The sequence below is a fragment of the Endozoicomonas sp. PH6C genome (assembly GCF_059322965.1).
In genome coordinates this window covers 2383776-2403539 of sequence record NZ_CP185342.1, presented here as the reverse complement: position 1 = coordinate 2403539, position 19764 = coordinate 2383776, and the positions used below count along the sequence as shown (strand labels likewise).

Annotated in this window: 8 protein-coding genes; 4 read left to right on the top strand and 4 right to left on the bottom strand. The window is 48.0% G+C overall.

The window, feature by feature from the left end; all coding sequences use genetic code 11:
* Nucleotides 1–220: 220 nt before the first annotated feature.
* The 4 genes from ACOMG9_RS09325 to ACOMG9_RS09310 all read left to right on the top strand — a co-directional run bounded on the left by ACOMG9_RS09325 (nucleotide 221) and on the right by ACOMG9_RS09310 (nucleotide 14815).
* Nucleotides 221–8509, top strand: coding sequence for a hypothetical protein (locus ACOMG9_RS09325; protein WP_494530117.1), 8289 nt, complete (start codon nucleotides 221–223; stop codon nucleotides 8507–8509).
* A gap of 142 nt (nucleotides 8510–8651) precedes the next feature.
* A complete protein-coding gene (gene xseA / locus ACOMG9_RS09320) occupies nucleotides 8652–10028 on the top strand; it encodes an exodeoxyribonuclease VII large subunit (protein WP_448216709.1) in 1377 nt (458 codons plus the stop codon).
* Between the two features lie 170 nt (nucleotides 10029–10198).
* Nucleotides 10199–12346, top strand: a complete 2148-nt coding sequence (locus tag ACOMG9_RS09315) for a hypothetical protein (protein WP_448216708.1) — start codon at nucleotides 10199–10201, stop codon at nucleotides 12344–12346.
* A 330-nt stretch (nucleotides 12347–12676) separates the two neighbouring features.
* Nucleotides 12677–14815 (top strand): hypothetical protein, encoded by a 2139-nt coding sequence (locus tag ACOMG9_RS09310; RefSeq protein WP_448216707.1) that lies wholly within the window; start codon nucleotides 12677–12679, stop codon nucleotides 14813–14815.
* Between the two features lie 428 nt (nucleotides 14816–15243).
* On the opposite strand, the gene ACOMG9_RS09305 is transcribed toward ACOMG9_RS09310, so the two are convergent.
* The 4 genes from ACOMG9_RS09305 to leuD all read right to left on the bottom strand — a co-directional run bounded on the left by ACOMG9_RS09305 (nucleotide 15244) and on the right by leuD (nucleotide 19763).
* A complete protein-coding gene (locus ACOMG9_RS09305) occupies nucleotides 15244–16257 on the bottom strand; it encodes an IS110 family RNA-guided transposase (RefSeq protein ID WP_448215063.1) in 1014 nt (337 codons plus the stop codon).
* A 417-nt stretch (nucleotides 16258–16674) separates the two neighbouring features.
* Nucleotides 16675–17796, bottom strand: a complete 1122-nt coding sequence (gene asd, locus ACOMG9_RS09300; RefSeq protein ID WP_494530116.1) for an aspartate-semialdehyde dehydrogenase — start codon at nucleotides 17794–17796, stop codon at nucleotides 16675–16677.
* Nucleotides 17797–17815: 19 nt separating this feature from the next.
* Nucleotides 17816–18895 carry a 3-isopropylmalate dehydrogenase gene (gene leuB, locus ACOMG9_RS09295; protein ID WP_494530115.1) on the bottom strand — a complete coding sequence of 360 codons (1080 nt, stop codon included), beginning with the start codon at nucleotides 18893–18895 and terminating at the stop codon, nucleotides 17816–17818.
* 220 nt (nucleotides 18896–19115) lie between these two features.
* A complete protein-coding gene (gene leuD, locus ACOMG9_RS09290) occupies nucleotides 19116–19763 on the bottom strand; it encodes a 3-isopropylmalate dehydratase small subunit (RefSeq protein ID WP_448216705.1) in 648 nt (215 codons plus the stop codon).
* Nucleotide 19764 lies beyond the last annotated feature (1 nt).

The window sequence follows — 19764 nt, the reverse complement described above, 5'->3', positions numbered from 1 at the left end:
TCAGCTACAAAGCCACTCTTGCTACATCCTGAACCCACTGCTATTTTTCCTCAGACTCCATAGAGATCAGAACAATTCAATAAATAAAAACTGTTGTTTAACAGGTCAATTCTGATTAATAAATTAATAATCATCAATTGGGATCTATGGCAACTCTATGCTTGTTTGTCACAGAAGACTGTTAAAACTTCTCTTTATTTCGCTGCTGTTCATGATTGCAATGAACGTACAAACAGGTCATGCCTCCGGCCACCAGAGTGAACCCGGATACAAGGCACCAGAAATCCGCTTTTTGGGTCTCTACGCCGGATTTAAAGCCAATAACTTTCACCTCAAGCTGGGTAACCATTATCACGTAATACACGACGTTGGAACCCCCAAAAAACTGTCCCTTTTTTTCAGGAATCAATGGTTGAGTCATCTGCCCGGGTTCCTGTTTGCAAAACTGCTTCCGCCTTCAATCATACCCTACCCTTCTTTCAGTCGCGGCTTCCCCTCACTGTCCCGGGCTTTTGGTGATGCCCCCGATTGCAATCCTCATCCGGTGATGATCGATCACTCTTTGCTGAAAAGCCGCTTATCAGTGCAAACCACTTGCATCGAAAATCATCCTGTATGGCAGATTACGGCTTCACCCTCGACATCATCGTCAGAGACTCAGGCCGTCGAGGGTGATTCTCTGTCTGCCTGGCTGTCGCTTTGGAAACTACTAAACGACACCCATACCAGTACCCTTTTCCTGCGTCCCTGGCGGGAAAGTCAGCAGAATCGCCTGCAGGCTATTATCTGCCAGACTAATCTGCTTACAGAGCATAAAAAGTGTCAGAGCGTTCTTATTGACTTCCCGCTGAACCACGCAAAACCCTGGCTATTGCCCGAACTGGCTAAAAAAGACATCATCAGCACTGACGGGCAAACCGCTTTAGACAGTGGCTATATCAAGCGGGTCAATCAGGCTATTCACTGTCTCTCTTCCCACAATAAGTTGTTTGGAGAACCCAATAAAAGCAAGTCAGCTGACAAAGCAAAAGTACACGCCTGCCAGAATAATCACTGGCTTTATCAGTGGTCGGATCAAAGCTGGCTTTACCAACCGGGTATTCCCGAGACTGCGGTAGAACCCAGCCCGGCGCTCATGACCGGGAAGTACTTTAACCTCTGGGCACTGGAAAAAGTATCGCCTGGCAATGATACCTGTCCAGCCTGGTCAAGATCTTCTTTATTCATCGCCCGCAACGACAGACATCGGAAATACCATTTCTGGGGAGCAGGTGACCCGGTGCTGCTGATGCGGTTCGCTGATGCCCCTTATAATGTCGAGGATCATTACGCCGGTTGGGACGGACCTGAAATTGGCACCCTGGTAGAAAGTGAGCACCTTAACCTGGCCGCCCTGCTTATGAGCACGGTGACCAGTACGCCCTTTAATCTCTATCAATGGCGGGGAATTCTCTCAGGGTTCATATCACCCATCCCCAAAAGCCTCAGTGCCCGGGTAAGGGAGCAGATTCAGAGCGACCCCGGTTCACTTTACCAGTTTGTTAAACGGCGGCCTGAGTTACTGAACAATGTGCTGACCTATTTAAACCGGGAGTTTCCGGGGCACCCTGTCCACTCACACTTTTCCGGTCGTGTATCACCTTATTTTACCCGTCAAACAGACGGAAACCCACTGGCTTTGGTGCCCCAAACAAGCAACGCATTCGACGGTTTTCATCCTCCTGCCATCCCTCATCAGCCAGATGTGTCACTCCCCTCTATGGGGTTTGCATCAGGCATAATGACTGCTTCTGGTGTCCAGGGGAATAATGGACCGCCTGAATCTCAGTCCTCCCCGAGTAATCCCTCTGCACAAAAAGCCGAACAAAGTGGCAACAAAAGTAAACGAACTGCCAGCTCTGTCGGTAGGAACAATATTGACGACAATGAGCCACCACCACCGGGCGGCAAGCATCCGGTCACACCAGCAGACGCAGTACCCTCAGCATCCTTGCTTAAACATCTATTCTATTTGTACAGGCGCTCCGGACTTCGGCCTGAAAGAATGGCCCATAGATCGGACTTTCTTTCAGAACAGCTTGGTATCACATCCAGGGAAAAATTTGACACCCTGCTCCGTCTATGCAAACCACCCGACTGTGGCAGTGAAACATTATATAACCAGATGCTCCGGGGTTTTGATCCAAAAAACCAACAACACATGATGCTGGCATCCAAAGCACTGGAAAATTCTATACAGGTCATTGTTACTGATGGTCGGGGATATCTCTCCTATAGCTACCATGACCACACACCTCAAGAGCCTCTGGATGGGCTTGAAAATATCCATATGTTTCTGTTTCACGAGAATCACACGGTAAAACTGTCTCATCAAAGTGACACCCCCCCCTGGTTCACTCACTTCCTGATCAGCTCCTACTTAAACAAGCAGGAAAACGAATGGCTGGAAGACAGTGCGTTTGAAAATACTTTATGGGAACTGTTTCCACAATGGCAGAAGGATATTTTGTTATGCCGGGAAACGCTCCAGTGCAACGCCATAAAATCTGCCAGCGAACGGCTGGAGGAGGCGTCCATAAAATCTGCCAGCGAAATACTACAACAGGCGTTCACTGCACCCGATACATTCATGCAGGGAGATCTCGGACAGAACCTGTTCAGGTTTTACAATAAATTACGCCTTGTTTGTTACCCGTTCGACGGTACAGAGAACCCTGATGGAACATTTTACGTTAGCAAAAACGTGCTTGGAGCAGTGGTTTTTTTCTGGGAAGAGTCTGCCAGTAAATATATCGCCTTTATAGCCCCTGATCTCTCCACATCTGCAATAAACGACAAAATACAGTCTTTGGATAATCATGTAAAAGATTATTCCGAGGGCGTATTTTTAGTAAAAAAACAGGATATCCGCTATGTGATTCCTGCACTCCTGGTGCTGGCACCTGTTTTTAGAAAAACCTATGCAGAAGCCGAGAGTATTATATCCGATACTGAAGATGCTTTTGTTTATGGGAGTTTAGCCAGATGGCAACATCTCTCGTCATTGTTTAAACCCACCGAACTGGGCAAGGTACCTGCTACCAATAATATTGATCTGGCAGTTGAGAATATTCAAAGTCTGGAAAAGATTTCGGCCTCCCTTGAGGAAAAGCTGACACGCGCCCTGCCTGGCACTACCGTGAGACGCAACAACTTTCACACCATAGCTTTAGCCAGCCCGAAAGAATTGCGGCGCACAGGGTTACTGCACACTTTAAAGATCCATTGCTTTCCCGATAACGGCAAAGAAAATACGATAAGATTCGCCGCTTGCAAGACCAAAAAATGGCGCATCTTATCGATCAATATTTCTGCCGGCCCTCAAGGGTATTTCGATTTCACCCGTGTAGAACCTTTTGCCAAGAGTTCCAGGCTACTTATGCCAAGCCTGCCCGCTATGGTTGAAAAACTGCTTCAGGACACACAACTTGATCAAACCTGCCCGGGCATTGATGCAAAGAAAAGGGGGCAAAATGCTCAAAATATATTAAAAATCTTGCTGGTGAGTGACACTGAGCAACAGGTTCAGGCGATTATTCAACAGTCACTGCTCAGCCGTTCTTCAGAATCATCCGGGTTACCGGAATTTCTGCTTCCTTATATCAAGCCCGAACCTGACAAGGCACTGGAAAGCAATAGTGATATTGACGAACAGGCAACAGTTTCTACCGCTGCTTATGTCGAAGCTAGAGAAGCGATAACAAAAGATTCTTCTTTCGATTCCCATGAGAACAAACAGAAACAACAAGAAATAAGCGACATTGCCACGGTACCAGAAAAAAACGATATCACAGTAGAAGCAAGCCCTGATGATCAACGCTCTGTAGTTGCTGATAACAGTGAGGCAATGGCACCTGATCCTGCTGAACGCTCAAATAAAAGAAAGAATAACACCCCAGCCCAAAAGTCAATCTCGAATACGATCGATTTCGAAACGGCCTTGTCTCAGTCCGTAGAAATATCAAACTGGCTTAAGGAGATGGATCATAGCTTTGCGGACGAGCTGAACAGGGCAACAAAGACACAAGATTGCAAAGCCTCTGCAGAAAGCGAAGCCCCGGCAGAAAATCCTGCGCCCGATAAAGAATCCAATACACTGCAAAAGCAACTGCATGACGGAAAAACAAAAACCCTGAAAACACTGGCCTGTTCCGGAGCATCGGCTGATACATCTACAGACCAGCCAGTCATCACCATCAACCTGGCCCATACCCCGGCCAAAAGCTTAGAACAGGCGGCTTATGAGAACCACTTTCCTTATGCGCAACTGGTTCAGGCGTTATTCATTCTGAACCAGAAATTCCCAGCTGGAAAATCAGAAGTATTGCAGATCTACGAAAAAACCTTCGAGCTACTGCTACCGGCAGCCATTGCCGGTATACCGCTTGCCTACCAATTATTAATCGGGATGCAATTGCGCAACCAACATCCGGCAGGCTGGCCTCAGATGGAACCTGTCAGCCGGCTGTTACGCAGCATGGCTTCCAGAGCGACAAGCTTCAACCAGGTAAAAGTTGAAGGTCTATTGAAGGGTGGATTTCTGGAGCAGCTCTATCAGGATACAGACGCCATAACCCTGACCAGGATTGAGCAGGGGTTAGCCAAAGAGTCAGACCTCTCAGACAGAGGCAAAGAGGTGAAGCACATTGTCAATGCCCTGAGAGAACCGGATACCGCCTCTGTATTAACAGCCCTGAAAGCAGTTCGACCCCGGACTCGTGAACTGCAACAAACCATCGGTTCACTGATACTGATACTGGAGAGAAAAAAAGAACCCGCAGTCGCTCAGATTCACAGTGAACTTTGGTCGTACAGCCTTAACGCCCTGCAAATTAAAGGCGCCTCGAAAAAAAAAGCTCAGCTCATGGATATATCTTATTTCCCAAACGTACTGGCCATGACTGACCTGAAGGCATTCATGGATACTGAGCAAACCGGACAACTGCTCAAATATCATCAACCCAGATTCATAGCCTTTTGGAAAATGGGTTTTTGGGAAAGCTATCTCAAGGCTTCTTTGAGCAAAGACAGTAAGGGTGAAAAGGAAATTTTTGACGGGCATCATAACAAAATAAGCAATAAAGCGATTAAAAAGTCCAGATCCGATTTAATAAAAGACTGGATGCTTGCCCGCTCTTTGCTGCTTGCAAGAGACTTTATTCAAATCAAAAAGGTTCCGGTTTCCCCCACTCCGGCGCAACTAACCTCTGGAACAGGTACACATTCTGAAAAGGCAAAAAGAACCGTAAAAGCAGCCAGGCAACCAAAAGACCTGAGGCCTGGCATCCGACCGTCAACAGGACCATACGATGAACAAATTTATAACCAGTATTTATTACAACTGGATAACAATATTATTCAGGAACTCAGACTTATTCAGAGCAACCCGGAGAAATTTTTGCAACAGGCAGAAAAGCAAATCACTGCATTCCGAAAGGCAATAATAAGAAATGGTAACCATTTAACAAACAGACTGGGAATCGGTTATTACTATTTTATGAAGGCACTGGCCATGATGGGTGCCAAAATGTCAGATGACAACAAAACCATTGAGTTACCCTTTGGCCCGGAAGTGAAACTCAACGCCAAAAGGATAAACGAAACTATTTTATTGTCTGGTGATCATGGCTTCCCTTATGCCCCGATACTCTTGCTGTTTTTTGAATATGCTATGGAAATAGAGTCCAGTGCAACATCCAGAGCCATTTACTCTGCATTCTCCGGGGTGTCACAGTCTATTGAGATTTTATTAGAATCGGATTCAAACCTAATGGTTATGATCGGAGTATTGCTCAAGTGGCTGATACTGATTCCAAAGCCTTTCGAACTGAAACTGGCCTTTGGTGCAGAGACTTACACGAAAAACCCGCAAAGCAATATTCCTGGCAGGGTAACAACTTCCATACGAATACTCAGAGAATTTATGGATCAGCTAACGGTAAAAGGCTCTGACGGCGCAGTTGATGTTGTTTTGAATCGAATGGACCAACAATATACTATTACCCAGCATCTGCGTAACGGACAGAATGAACGATCGTTAGTGAAAGCGGGAACTGCTGTGGCAGTGATAGCGACGTTGAGAGAGGCTGCGGCAGAGAGAGAGGCTTCGGCAGTCAGGGAAGCTGAGAATGCGGCAGCAGTAGCCATAGAGTTAGCAGATACAAAAGCGACAGCAGCAGCGATAGCGCTGGCAGAAGCTACAGTGGAAAAGAAACCTCAAAGGAGAGCGCCAGAGGAATCGGGAACGGTAGCGACAGCAATAGCGGAAACGAAAGCGGCAGTGACAGCGGCAGCGAAAGCAAAAGTAGCAGCGGAATCGAAAGCAGCAGAGAAAGCAAAAGTAGCAGCGAAATCGAAAGCAGTAACAAAAGCGGCAGCAGAAGCAGAAGCAAAATTGCAAGCGGAAGCTGATAAGGAAGCAATATTAAGACTGATTCTCTACCTCGCTTCTGGTCGATCGGATTTGTTGGATTCTGATTATCTGGATTTATCTATGTTGACCATTTACTATTCAGTCTTCGGCCTGGCATCAGACTCGAACGTGTACGTATCCCTGAAAGAGGCTCAGGGCAAGCTCTCTAAAGATACTGATCCTGATATTCGGGTAATGGCAGATATTATAGAACTTGCTTTTTATCTGGTTAGTGAATCACCAGAAGCAGAACCGGATCTCCCTCATCTTAAAGCTCTTCCCTTTGAAATCCAGGCCCGCACAACCGCACTTCATTTTGGTCATGACTTACGACTTCTGAAAAAAATAATTCATTTGCTTCCCGAAATGACTGCCCACGATAAAGAATCCTACTGGTACAACACCTTTTTTCTGATTCATGAGTATATTCTCAGGCTCATTGGTGGAAATGCAGAAAAGGCAAAAAAACTCCAGATTAAGTCCTACGACTGGGAAACATTTCTCGCACGTTTTCAACACTTTGTATGGCATAAGCCAGTAAACACTATTGCAAGTCATATTGAATCAAGAATCATCGAACATATTGTCTTTAATCATGAACACTTGAAAATGTTCACAGCTGGAAACGAAAATATTTTTATTATAGCTATTCAACAAGCGAGAAAAGCTGGCTACGAGGAATTAAAACAGCAGTTAGAAGAATATGAAGATAGAATGGACTCTCAATCATCAGAGATGTCAGGCTGGCTTCATTGTCTGGCTGGCCTGACACTTCTGGAGGCACAAATAAATTTGGACTCTCAGCAGGTAATATTAACCGGTCACAAAAGAGTTATGCTCAGCGCACATGCCCATTTCCAGAAAGCACGCCATCTCAACTTTCCTTATGCCGGTTATCTGGAATCACTAGTGGCTATGCGACTGGATAACTACCAGTATTATCAGGACGAGACATCAGAAGCCTGGCAAACAGACCTGGACAATAAGCCTGTTATTCAATACGCATCGACCAGAAAACCAGGGGAAAAGATCTTTATTGAAGCGGGTAAGATTGTCACGGACATCTTGCCAGGGCTATTAGCAAGCTCTCTATATGGTGTACGTTTTGCCGTTGAGGCAGCCATCAGAGTCTTTACTGATAAACGCTTTAATCTTTTGCATATCCCCCAAGCTGGTTGGCCGACAGTGATCGCAAAGCATTTTTTAATTAGCCCCATACACCATAACATCCAATTTGTGTTCAGCAATGATGTCCCTGAAGTTGAAGAAGCGTTATTTCAGAGTAAAAGTGATCCTGAAAGTATTGAGCAAATACTTCTGGAACCACTGGAGAAAACAAGGCTTTTTCCCATTAACCAAAGAATAAAGCAATATAGTTTTTGGCTGAACAGTGAAATCAAAAGTGGTGACAGGCCAAAAAATATTAAAAACTATTTAAGCCTTGTTAACGTTTTTTTGTCGGATAAATCAGAGGCGCCTGATACATCATCTGAGGCAACTGCTGCTGATATTGACCAATTACCAGAGGCTATTGCCAGCTACGAGCTAAGCCGATATGACTATACAAACCTGTTTAAAGCACTGCGGGAAACACCACAACCTGACACCGGTTTTGATGAATACGTTTATAACCTTCCGCAACTTAAATCGCACCCGGATTATGAAGCTATAAGCCATGTTCTTTTGAAAAAACATCGCACAAAGTCGGCCCTGATTCACTATTATTTTTGGGCGTACGAGACCCTCAATGATAGCAGTGACAACGAACGGGATCTGTTCTGGGATGGGATCATGAGACAGAAGATTGAAAAAGATGAAAAAATGAGAAACGTTTTTTTGGCACTGCTGGCAACCGCCGATCTAACACTTAAGTACGATGATAACCGGATGGCCGTGAGGACCGCATTCAAAGAATACAATCTGGAAATTAGTTTCTGGATGACTTTGTTTCACTTTTTCACACACGCTTCCGAGCTTTTTTTGCAAGGCTTAGAACAGACAAATGGCGATGAGATAATGACGTTTATTGAAAACCAAATAAGAATGTTGGATCTTTAAAAAGTTGTTGATAATCTACTCAGTAAGGTATACTGAAATGCCCAACCTGGCATCAATAAGTGTATAGTTTGCCCGGGAATAATCCGGTATATTGTTGTTCAGCCTTATCTCATCTCTCAAACACTGTGGCATCAACATCCTCATGCAAGGCCAGAATTTATTTCATGCTGAGCCGGGGTCTCCCGCTCAATCAGAGAATCAGCGTCCTCTGACGGTAACAGAGCTGAACAGCCAAACCCGGAGAATGCTGGAAACGCGCTTCGCAAACGTCAGGGTGGAAGGCGAACTTTCCGGCCTTGCCCGACCCGGGTCAGGACACTGGTACTTCACCCTTAAAGATGCCAATGCCCAGATTCGCTGTGCGATGTTCAAAAACCGCAATCGCGGCATTCGTTTTGTTCCGGCTGAAGGCATGCAACTGATTGTCAGGGGTCGGGTGAGCCTTTATGAGGGCCGGGGCGACTACCAGTTGATTGTCGATCACATGGAAGAAGGCGGTGCCGGTGCTCTTCAACGTGCTTTTGAGGCGCTTAAGCTGAAGCTGGACAACGAGGGTCTGTTCAATGCGGAGCGGAAAAGGCCTCTGCCTGCCCTGCCCTCCCATATTGGTGTTGTGACCTCTCCAACAGGCGCGGCTATCCGCGACATCCTGGCGGTATTAAAAAGACGCTTCCCCTCCATACCCATCACAGTCATTCCCAGTTCGGTTCAAGGGAAAGAAGCTGCCGACGAGCTGGTCAGAGGCATTGAAATGGCCAATCGCAGTGGGTTGTTTGACGTTTTGATTGTCGGTCGTGGGGGTGGTTCACTGGAAGACCTCTGGCCTTTCAATGAGGAAAGAGTCGCCAGAGCCATAGCGGCTTCTCAAGTTCCCGTGGTCAGTGCTGTGGGCCATGAAATTGATTTTACCATTGCTGATTTTGTCGCTGATTACCGGGCACCGACACCATCGGCGGCGGCTGAAGTACTCAGTCCGGACCAACAGGAAATTCTCAATAAGCTCGGTCTGCTGAATCGAAAGCTACAGACTCTGATGAAGCATCGTCTGCAGGCCCTGTCCCAGCGGCTTGATAACACCAGTCTGCGCCTGCGTCATCCGGGGGAACGCCTGAGAGAGCTCAACCAGCGGCTGAAAGATCTGGACATTCGTCTGCAACAATCGATGACCATAGCCCTTCAGGCTCAGGCTGCAAAGTATCAAAGGCTAAACGACAGGCTTTTACAGTCTTCACCTTCAAGACGCATTGAGCGGCTGCAAGGAGAGTTGAATCTGCTGAAAAGCCAGCTTGATTCATCTCTGCAGGTACTTTTAAAACAGAAAGAAAATCGCTTGAAACAACTGACAGGCATGCTGGATGCTGTCAGCCCTCTGGCAACCCTGTCTCGAGGCTACAGCATTGTCGCCAGAGGCGAAGAATTTATTCGGGATGCCGGACAACTGACTGAAGGTGAACAGCTGACAGCCCGATTCAGCCAGGGTTCAGCAGATTGTCAGGTGATTGAGATCCACAAATCCTAGTGGTTAGCGTTTTACAACGCCTTCTTCATGAAAAAGATAAAGAAACACTCTTGTGTTCTTAATCTATCCTTCTTCTCTGTAAACCTGAGGGCAAGGATAGAATTATTAAACACTCACTTTTTGCGGCACTGCTGTTACTGTCTTTTTCTGTCGTCTGCCAGACTAAAGCGTTGGCAAGACGTTTTGTTATCGAGGTTGAACAGAATGTAGATTTTCCTGATCAGAACTTTGCTATAAAGCTTAACCGACCAACATTTTCAGGCAACCCATCAGACATTGTCGACACAAACAGCAATGTAGCACCAGACTCATCAGCCGATGACAAACGACACGAGCCTTACAGTAAGGAAGCGCAAACGACTCTTATAGAGTCGATTTCGTGGCCATGGCTTTATGCGACGAATCTGCTGGTAGCTTGCGAGTTCATTCTGAGCACCAGAGACGCCTCTCCAAGCTCAAACCCTTATTCATCCTCAGCTATAGAAGCAGTTATCACCGTTGGTTGGCTTTTAAAAAACTATTGGAATGCCAATTCACTGCGGTTTAACTCTATTGAGCAACAGGAAGCGAGTGAAAATTACCAGCTTGCTATCACTGCTGTGATGCCAGGCTCTGAACAAGGCCAACCCCATTATCAAGCACCGGAATCATCAGGCCAGTGTGCCCCACAAGCCAGCACTTACACCACAAGCTATTTCACCAGTCTCCTGTTTTCTGACTCTGCCGACGGTGACGAGGATCCTGAACAACAACTGCATACTTTGGGTTTAAATTGTTATACCTATCCCTGTAATGGTGTTTGTCGATTCCGACAATCTTCCGACTCATCCGATAGCATAGAGCCAGATTGTGAAGAAAGTTCAACATACGACAATGAAGAAACATCCGGAGAAAGTTCATGCTCCCATCTGGCCAATAGACACTGCCATCGTTGCAGCCCTTTAGAAGGGGTCGCCTCAGAAGGGGTCGCCTCAGACTCAACAGGTGCAGGGGCCGCCAGTACAATTGACACTACTACCGGGCGAGCAACCTGCAACGTGATCTTAGTCGGCGAGGATGGCCAACAGTGGCAATGCCGGAAAGTCTACAAGAATCAAAAAACACTTTCGACTCACAAAAGCCAATACCATACCGGACAAAAAACCTGTTACGTCACAATAGTCGGGGAGGATGGGCAGTCACGGCCTTGCGGAATGGTCTGCCAGAATGTTGTAGCCCTCAAGTATCACAGGAGAAGCGTCCACACCAGGCAACAAACCTGTAACGAAACCATAGTTGGCCAAGATGGCCAGCAGCGACCATGCGAAAGAACCTACAAAAGTCTTCAAGCCCTGTCGAATCACAAAAGCTTGTACCACAGCGGGGAAAAAACCTGTGGCGTAAAAGTAGTCGGAAAGGATGGCCAGCCAAGACCATGCGGAATGGTCTACCGAAATATTGGTGCCCTGTCGAGTCACAAAAGTAGATTCCATACCGGGCAAAAAACCTGTGTCGTGATGGTGATCGGGAAGAATGGCCAGTCGCAGCCATGCGGAGCAGTCTGCAGCAATGCTAAAGCCCTGTCAGCTCACAAAACCGATCACCATAGCAGGCAACGAACCTGTGACGTAACCGTGATAGGGGAAGATGGCCAGTCTCGCCGATGCGGGGCGCTCTGCACAACTTCTAAAGCCCTGACGGATCACAAAAGAACCTTCCACACTGGACAACGAACCTGTGACGCAACCTTAGTTGGGGAAGATGGCCAGAAGCGACTATGCGGAACAGTCTGCAAGAACGCTCAAACTCTGTCTAATCACAAAAGCAGAATGCACAGCGGGAAACGAACCTGTGGAGTGACCATGGCCGGAGAGGATGGCCAGCAGCAGGCATGCGGGAAGGTCTACAAGAGTTATCAGAACCTGAGGGATCACATAAGAAAAGATCACACCGGGCAACAAACCTGTAAGGAAACTGTCATTGGGAAAGATGGGCAGCAGCGTCCGTGCGGGGTAGTGTGTAAGAATGCTATGTTCCTGTCGAGTCACAAGAGCACATACCATACCGGATCAAAAACTTGCGACTTAACACTAATCGGAGTGGATGGCCGACCACGGCCATGCAGAAAGCTCTTCAATAATTCCAATGCCCTATCGATCCACAAAAGAAGAGACCACAGCGAACCACAGACCTGCGATGTAACAGTGATCGGAGAGGATGGTCTGCAGAGACCATGTGAGACTGTCTGCAAGAGTGCTTTTGACCTGTCGAATCATAAAAGAAGACATCGAAAACGCCAGCTTGTTGATGTAAACCGGAACAATCACCTCAATCCTTGAAATGGCACCCGCCCTTGAGGGGGTATCGCAAAATTCCCTTGTCGCCAGAGGCGATGAATTTATTCGGGATGCCGGACAACTGACTGAAGGTGAACGGGTGACGGCCCGATTCAGCCAGGGTTCAGCAGACTGTCAGGTGATTGAGATCCACAAATCCTGGTTGTTGGCGTTTTACAACGCCTTCTTGATGAAAAAGATAAAGAAACACTCTTGTGTTCTTAATCTATCCTTCTTCTCTGTAAACCACAGGGCAAGGATAGAATTATTAAACACTCACTTTTTGCGGCACTGCTGTTACTGTCGTTTTCTGTCGTCTGCCAGACTAAAGCGTTGGCAAGACGTTTTGTTATCGAGGTTGAACAGAATGCAGATTTTCCTGACCAGAACTTTTCTATAAAGCTTAACCGACCAACATTTACAGGCAACCCATCAGACATTGTCGACACAAACGGCAATGTAGAACCAGACTCATCAGCTGATGACAAACGACACAAGCCTGACAGTCAGGAAGTGCAAACGACTCTTATAGAATCGATTTCGTGGCCATGGCTTTATGCGACGAATCTGCTGGTTGCTTGTGAGTTCATTCTGAGCACCAGAGATGCCTCCCCAAGCTCAAACCCTTGTTCATCCTTAGCTATAGAAGCAGTTATCACCGTTGGTTGGCTTTTAAAAAGCTATTGGAACGCCAATTCACTGCTGTTTAACTCTATTGAGCAACAGGAAGCGAGTGAAAATTACCGGCTTGCTATCACCGCCGTGACGCCAGGCTCTGAACAAGGCCAACCCCATTATCAAGCACCGGAATCATCAGGCCGTGCTCCACAAGCCAGCACTTACAGCACAGGCTATTTCACCAGTCTCCTGTTTTCTGACTCTGCCGACGGTGACGAAGATCCTGAACAACACCTGCATACTTTAGGTTTAAATTGTTATATCCATCCCTGTAATGGTGTTTGTCGATTCCGACAATCTTCCGAACCATCCGATAGCATAGTGCCAGATTGTGAAGAAAGTTCGACATACGACACTGAAGAAACATCCGGAGAAAGTACATGCTCCCACGTGGCCAATAGACACTGCTATCGTTGCAGCTCTGAAGACGGGGTCGCCTCAGACGGGGTCGCAGACTCAATGGGTTCAGGCGCAGCCGGTACAACTGACTACAGCGGGCGAGCAATCTGCAACGTGATCCTAGTCTGCGAGGATGGCCAACTGCGGCAATGCCGGAAAGTTTTTAAGAATCAAAAAATACTTTTGTCGCACAAAAAAAGATACCATTCCGGACAAAAGACCTGTGACGTAACACTCGTCGGGGACGATGGCCAACCAAGGCCATGCGGAATGGTCTGCCAGAATGTTGCAGCTCTCGCGTATCACAAAAGAAGCGTCCACACCGGGCAGCAAACCTGTAACCTGACCATGGTTGGGAAAAATGGCCAACAGCGACCATGCGGAAAGTCCTACAACAGTCTTCAAGCCCTGTCGAGTCACAAAAGCTTATACCATAGCGGGCAAAAAACCTGTGGCGTAAAAGTAGTCGGAGAGGATGGCAAGCCACGACCATGCGGAATGGTCTGCCGAAGTGCTGGCGCCCTGTCGGGTCACAAAAGAAGATTCCATACCGGGCAAAAAACCTGTGCCGTGATGATGATCGGGAAGAATGGCCAGCCGCAGCCTTGCGGGGCAGTCTGCAATAATGCTAAAGCCCTGTCAGCTCACAAAAACAATCACCATAGCGGGCAACGAACCTGTGATGTAACCGTGATCGGGGACGATGGCAAGCCTCGCCGATGCGGGGCGCTCTGCATAACTTCTAAAGCCCTGACGGATCACAAAAGAACCTTCCATACTGGACAACAAACCTGTGACGCAACCGTAGTTGGGGAAGATGGCCAGAAGCGACTATGCGGGACAGTCTGCAAGAACGCTCAAACCCTGTCGAGTCACAAAAGCAGAATCCACAGCGGAAAACGAATCTGTGGCGTGGCCGTGGCCGGAGAGGATGGCCAGCAGCAGCTATGCGTCAAGACCTACAAGAATTCTCAGGACCTGAGTGATCACATAAGAAGAGATCACACCCGGCAACAAACCTGTAAGGAAACTGTCATTGGGAAGGACGGGCAGCGGCGGCCATGCGGGTCGGTGTGTAAAAGTGCTTCAAGCCTGTCTATTCACAAAAGCACATACCATACCGGACCAAAAACCTGCCACCTGACACAAGTCGGTAAGGATGGCCGACCATGGCCATGCGGAAAGCTCTTCGATAATACCAAAGCCCTGTCGAACCACAAAAGGAAAGACCATAGCGAACCACAAACCTGCGATATGACAGTGGTCTCAGAGGATGGTCTGCAGAGACCATGCGGGACTGTTTGCAAGAACGCTTTTGACTTGACGAATCATAAAAGAATGCATCGAAAACACAAGCTTGCTGATGTAAACCGGAACAATGACCTTACTCCTTGAAATGACGCCCGCCCTTCATGAAGAAGACACAAAAACACTCTTATTATCTTGATCTATCCTTCAACTCTTTAAACTGGAAGGCTGACCTGGAATGGTGCTTGTTCTCGCTACGGGCGAACCATATAAGCCTCCTAGGAGCCTTATATGGTCCGCCCCGTTTTGCAAGAGCCTGTTTTGTTAATTAGCAAACAAAGATAACTGCAATCATATATACGGCCTATTCATGAGGTCTAACCCTCTGGCCCTGATGGGTATCCGCGCAACCTGGCCTTATCAGTCCGACGGCCTCAAGGGTCAAGGCTCCTATCAGGTTTCAGGTTGCCGGTTTTTACCTGTTTGCCATCAACTGTACATGCTCATCGCAATCTGCGGGGGGGTCCCCTTTGATTAAGCTTATGCTTTACTTTGCCGCTGCCGCCTTTACTTCATTATGCAGCCTTGTAAACTTCATTTCGGGTCATGATGACCCAGACAATCCGAGCCATTTTATTAGCCAGACCAACGGCGGCAACGTTGTGATTGCTGCGCTCATTAAGTTGGCTAACCCATTTTTTACAGCGGTCATCCTTATTTTTGAGGCAGTGGAGTACCGAACGTGCGCCGTGTATCAATAATGTGCGCAGGTATTTATCACCCCGTTTACTGATGCCCAGCAGGACTGACTTACCGCCTGTGGAATGCTGTCTTGGAACTAATCCCATCCATGCGGCAAGGTGTCGACCAGATTTAAAATACGTCGCATCACCAATGGCTGCCTTCAATGCTGTGGCAGTGATGGCTCCGATACCCGGCATAGTCATCATTCGACGACATTCGTCGTCGTTTTTTGCTAGCTCCTGAATTTTCTGGTCATACTGTTGAATACGCTTGTCAAGACTGGCCAACTCTTCTGATAAACCATGTAGCAGCTCACGAGTCAGCGAATGGAGTCCATTTTCAGCATCTTCCAGAATTCGTGGAAGCTGTGCACGAACTTTACCAATACCCTGGGCAACTACAATACCTTCTTCCAATAGTGACCCCCGGATCTGGTTAACCAGGGCAGTTCTCTGATCAACCGCTTGTTGACGATAGCGGTGCAGAAGTTGCCAGGCCTGCTGCTCTGACGTTTTAACAGGTACAAAACGCATGCTGGGCCGTGAAGCTGCTTCTGCAATCGCTTCAGCATCGTTGTAGTCATTTTTGTTGGTCTTGACATAAGGCTTGACAAATTGAGGTGAAATCAGCTTGACAGTATGCTCATAGTTCTTGAATAACCGAGCCAAATAGTGAGCACCACCACAAGCTTCCATAGCGATAATGCATGGCTCCAGATTTGCCACGTACTCTAGAAGGTTCTTCCTGGACGACTTCTTTCTGATGACTTTGCTACCCTGCTCATCAACACCAAACAGGTGAAAGTTGTTCTTGCCAATATCGATACCAAGTACTGAAATAGTCATGGGTGGTTCGCTCCGGTTAATCCTGTTTAAATGGTTAACTCCATTTTGGCTCATTTGAAGCCGTTTAGGAGGGGCGGACCATCCCATTAGACCGAGAATAGCGCCCGTAGCGAGGACGGCAGAAAATTGAGGATGAAAATTCGGTTTTGTGAGGAGAATAGCGAGCTATTTGACGAACAAAAGCGGATTTTCAGACCAATTTGCTGCCGCCGCACGACTGCATGGATGCAGGAGCTAGAGCAACGCAGGAGCAGTTGCCGCGTAGGGCAGTCTATTCTCGGTGAGGCTCCTAGAGAAGTGCTACCCGAAATTCTTGAAGAGTACCGCCGAAACCCTGGGCAACAGAAGGACCCCACCAAGTAGCTCAACTCAGACATTTAGCAGATCGCCAGCCAGAAAACTGGCTGGCCAGAAGGATCAGAGCAAAATTCCCAACATCCGACGCAGAGGCTCTGCAGCCCCCCACAACAACTGGTCACCTACCGTAAAGGCAGACAGATATTCAGGACCCATATTCAATTTGCGAATACGACCCACAGGAATATCCAGATTGCCGGTCACGGCTGCCGGTGTCAGCTTCTCCATGGTCACCTCACGATCATTGGGAATCAGAGAAACCCAGTCGTTGGCATTGGCAACAAGGCTTTCGATATCAGCCATTGGCACATTTTTGTTCAGCTTGATTGTCAACGCCTGACTGTGGCAACGCATGGCACCGACACGAACACAGACACCATCAACCGGCACCAGAGACTGACCGTCCAGACCGAGAATCTTATTGGTCTCTGCCTGAGCTTTCCACTCCTCACGGCTCTGCCCGTTCTCCAGTTGACGATCAATGTAGGGAATCAGACTGCTTGCCAGAGGCACCCCGAACTCACTTTGTGGTAAATCCGAGCTGCGCAGCAGATCAGATGTCTTACGATCAATATCAAGAATGGCACTGGCTGGATCGGCCAGCTCCCGGGCAACGTTATCGCGAATCACACCCATCTGAGCGATCAATTCACGCATGTTTCGGGCACCGGCGCCACTGGCAGCCTGATAAGTCATGGCGCTGACCCAGTCCACCAGCCCCTCACGAAACAGACCACCAATGGCCATCAGCATCAGGCTGACAGTACAGTTACCACCGATAAAATTCCTGACACCGGCATCAATGGCCCGATCGATAACAGGACGATTGACCGGATCCAAAACAATAACACTGTCGTCCTTCATCCTCAGAGAAGAAGCGGCATCAATCCAGTAGCCGTGCCAACCACTGTCACGCAATGGCTGAATAACCTTATTGGTGTAATCGCCACCCTGACAGGAAATAATGATATCCATAGCGGCCAGCGCTTCAATTGAGTGAGCGTCCTGAAGCGCTGTAGCAGGTCTGCCTGCATCCTGACCTACGAGTGGACCAGGCTGACCCTGCTGGGAAGTGGTAAAGAAGACCGGGTCAATATTCGCAAAGTCGTTTTCTTCACGCATACGATCCATCAAAACCGAGCCGACCATTCCCCGCCAGCCAACAAAACCGACCTTTTTCATAACTAGCCTCCCTAAATGCTCAACCCTTCAAACAAGCCACTAGGGCATCGCCCATTTCAGAGGTGCTTACCTGTTTGCAATCTGCTGATGCAATATCTCCGGTACGCAGTCCCTGATCCAGAACATCGCTGACGGCTTTTTCAATCGCATCTGCCGCTGCAATTTCCCCCAGGGAGTATCGGAGCAGCATCGCCAGAGAAAGAATCTGAGCCAGCGGGTTCGCTTTACCCTGACCGGCAATGTCGGGGGCAGAACCATGCACAGGCTCATACATCCCCTGGTTGGCTTCGTTCAGGGAAGCCGATGGCAACATACCAATGGAGCCAGTCAACATAGCAGCACAGTCGCTGAGAATGTCGCCAAACATGTTGCCGGTGACCATTACATCAAACTGTTTGGGTTCACGCACCAGCTGCATTGCCGCATTATCAACATACATATGACTCAGTTCCACATCGGTGTAGTCAGAGCCCATATCTGACACTATTTCACGCCAGAGAGCGGTCACTTCAAGCACATTGGATTTATCAACCGATGTCAGTCGACCACCACGCTTTTGAGCCGCTTCAAAAGCCACTTTGGCAATACGCTTGATTTCAGATTCACGGTAGACATAGGTGTTGTAACCTTCCCGCTCTCCGCTCTCGAGGGTACGAACACCTCTTGGCTCACCAAAGTAGATACCACCGGTCAGTTCACGGACGATCAGAATATCCAGACCCGCCACCCGTTCGTGCTTGAGACTGGATGCTTCTGCCAACTGGGGAAACAGCATTGCTGGTCGCAGATTGGCGAACAGTCCCATTTCGGAACGCAGCTTCAGCAGTCCACGCTCAGGACGGTTCATCATCGGCTGGTCATCCCACTTGGGACCACCCACAGAACCAAAGAGAATCGCGTCAGATTTTTTCGCTTCGGCCAGAGTCTCGTCGGTCAGGGGAACACCATGAACATCCAGCGAAGCACCACCCACCAAACCTTCACTGATTTCAATAGCCAACCCAAAGCGGGTTTTAACGACATCCAGAACTTTCAGCGCTTCTGCCACAATCTCAGGGCCAATGCCGTCACCGGGCAGGCATAAAATCTGTTTACTCACTTCCCTTTACCTCTCATTAAAAACAGTGTTTTGTAAGCTCGATTTGACACTGGGCAGGCTGTTGAAAAACTCCCCCCGGGCTCCGGCGGCTGTCACAAAAAGCTGATTCCCACGCTCTCAGGCCCTTTGGACCCCGGCGCGGGAGTGAGAGCTTTGCAATAGCCTCTGGTGTATGGGAGCAAGAGTCGACTTACTTTGTTATTTGTTAAACTGGCAAAATTTAATGAATAGCATCAAACAGCCAGGGCTGACTGTTGCGATGGTGCCCTTCAAAGGCTTTGATCGCATCAGCGTCCTGCAATGTCAGACCTATGTCGTCCAGACCATTGAGCAGACAGTGACGTCTGAACTCATCAATCGAAAAGCTGAGTTCACTGCCATCAGGCTTGATCACTTTTTCACGTTCCAGATCCACTTTCAGCTGATAGCCTTCCTGCGCATCAATTTCACTGAACAGCTCGTCAACAGCCTCTTCCGAGAGAGTGATCGGCAGAATGCCATTTTTGAAACAGTTGTTGTAAAAAATATCAGCAAAGCTCGGCGCAATGACGCAGCGAAAACCAAAATCATCCAGAGCCCATGGAGCGTGCTCCCGACTGGAGCCACAACCAAAGTTTTGACGGGCGATCAGTACCGATGCCCCCTGATAACGATCCTGATTCAGCACAAAGTCAGGATTCACCGGACGCTTTGAACAATCCTGGCCGGGCTGGCCCTCATCAAGGTAGCGCAACTCATCAAACAGATTGGGACCAAAGCCACTGCGCTTGATGGACTTGAGAAACTGCTTGGGAATGATCATGTCGGTATCAACATTGGCACGATCAAGAGGTGCTACCAAACCTTTATGAATAGTAAATGCCTTCATG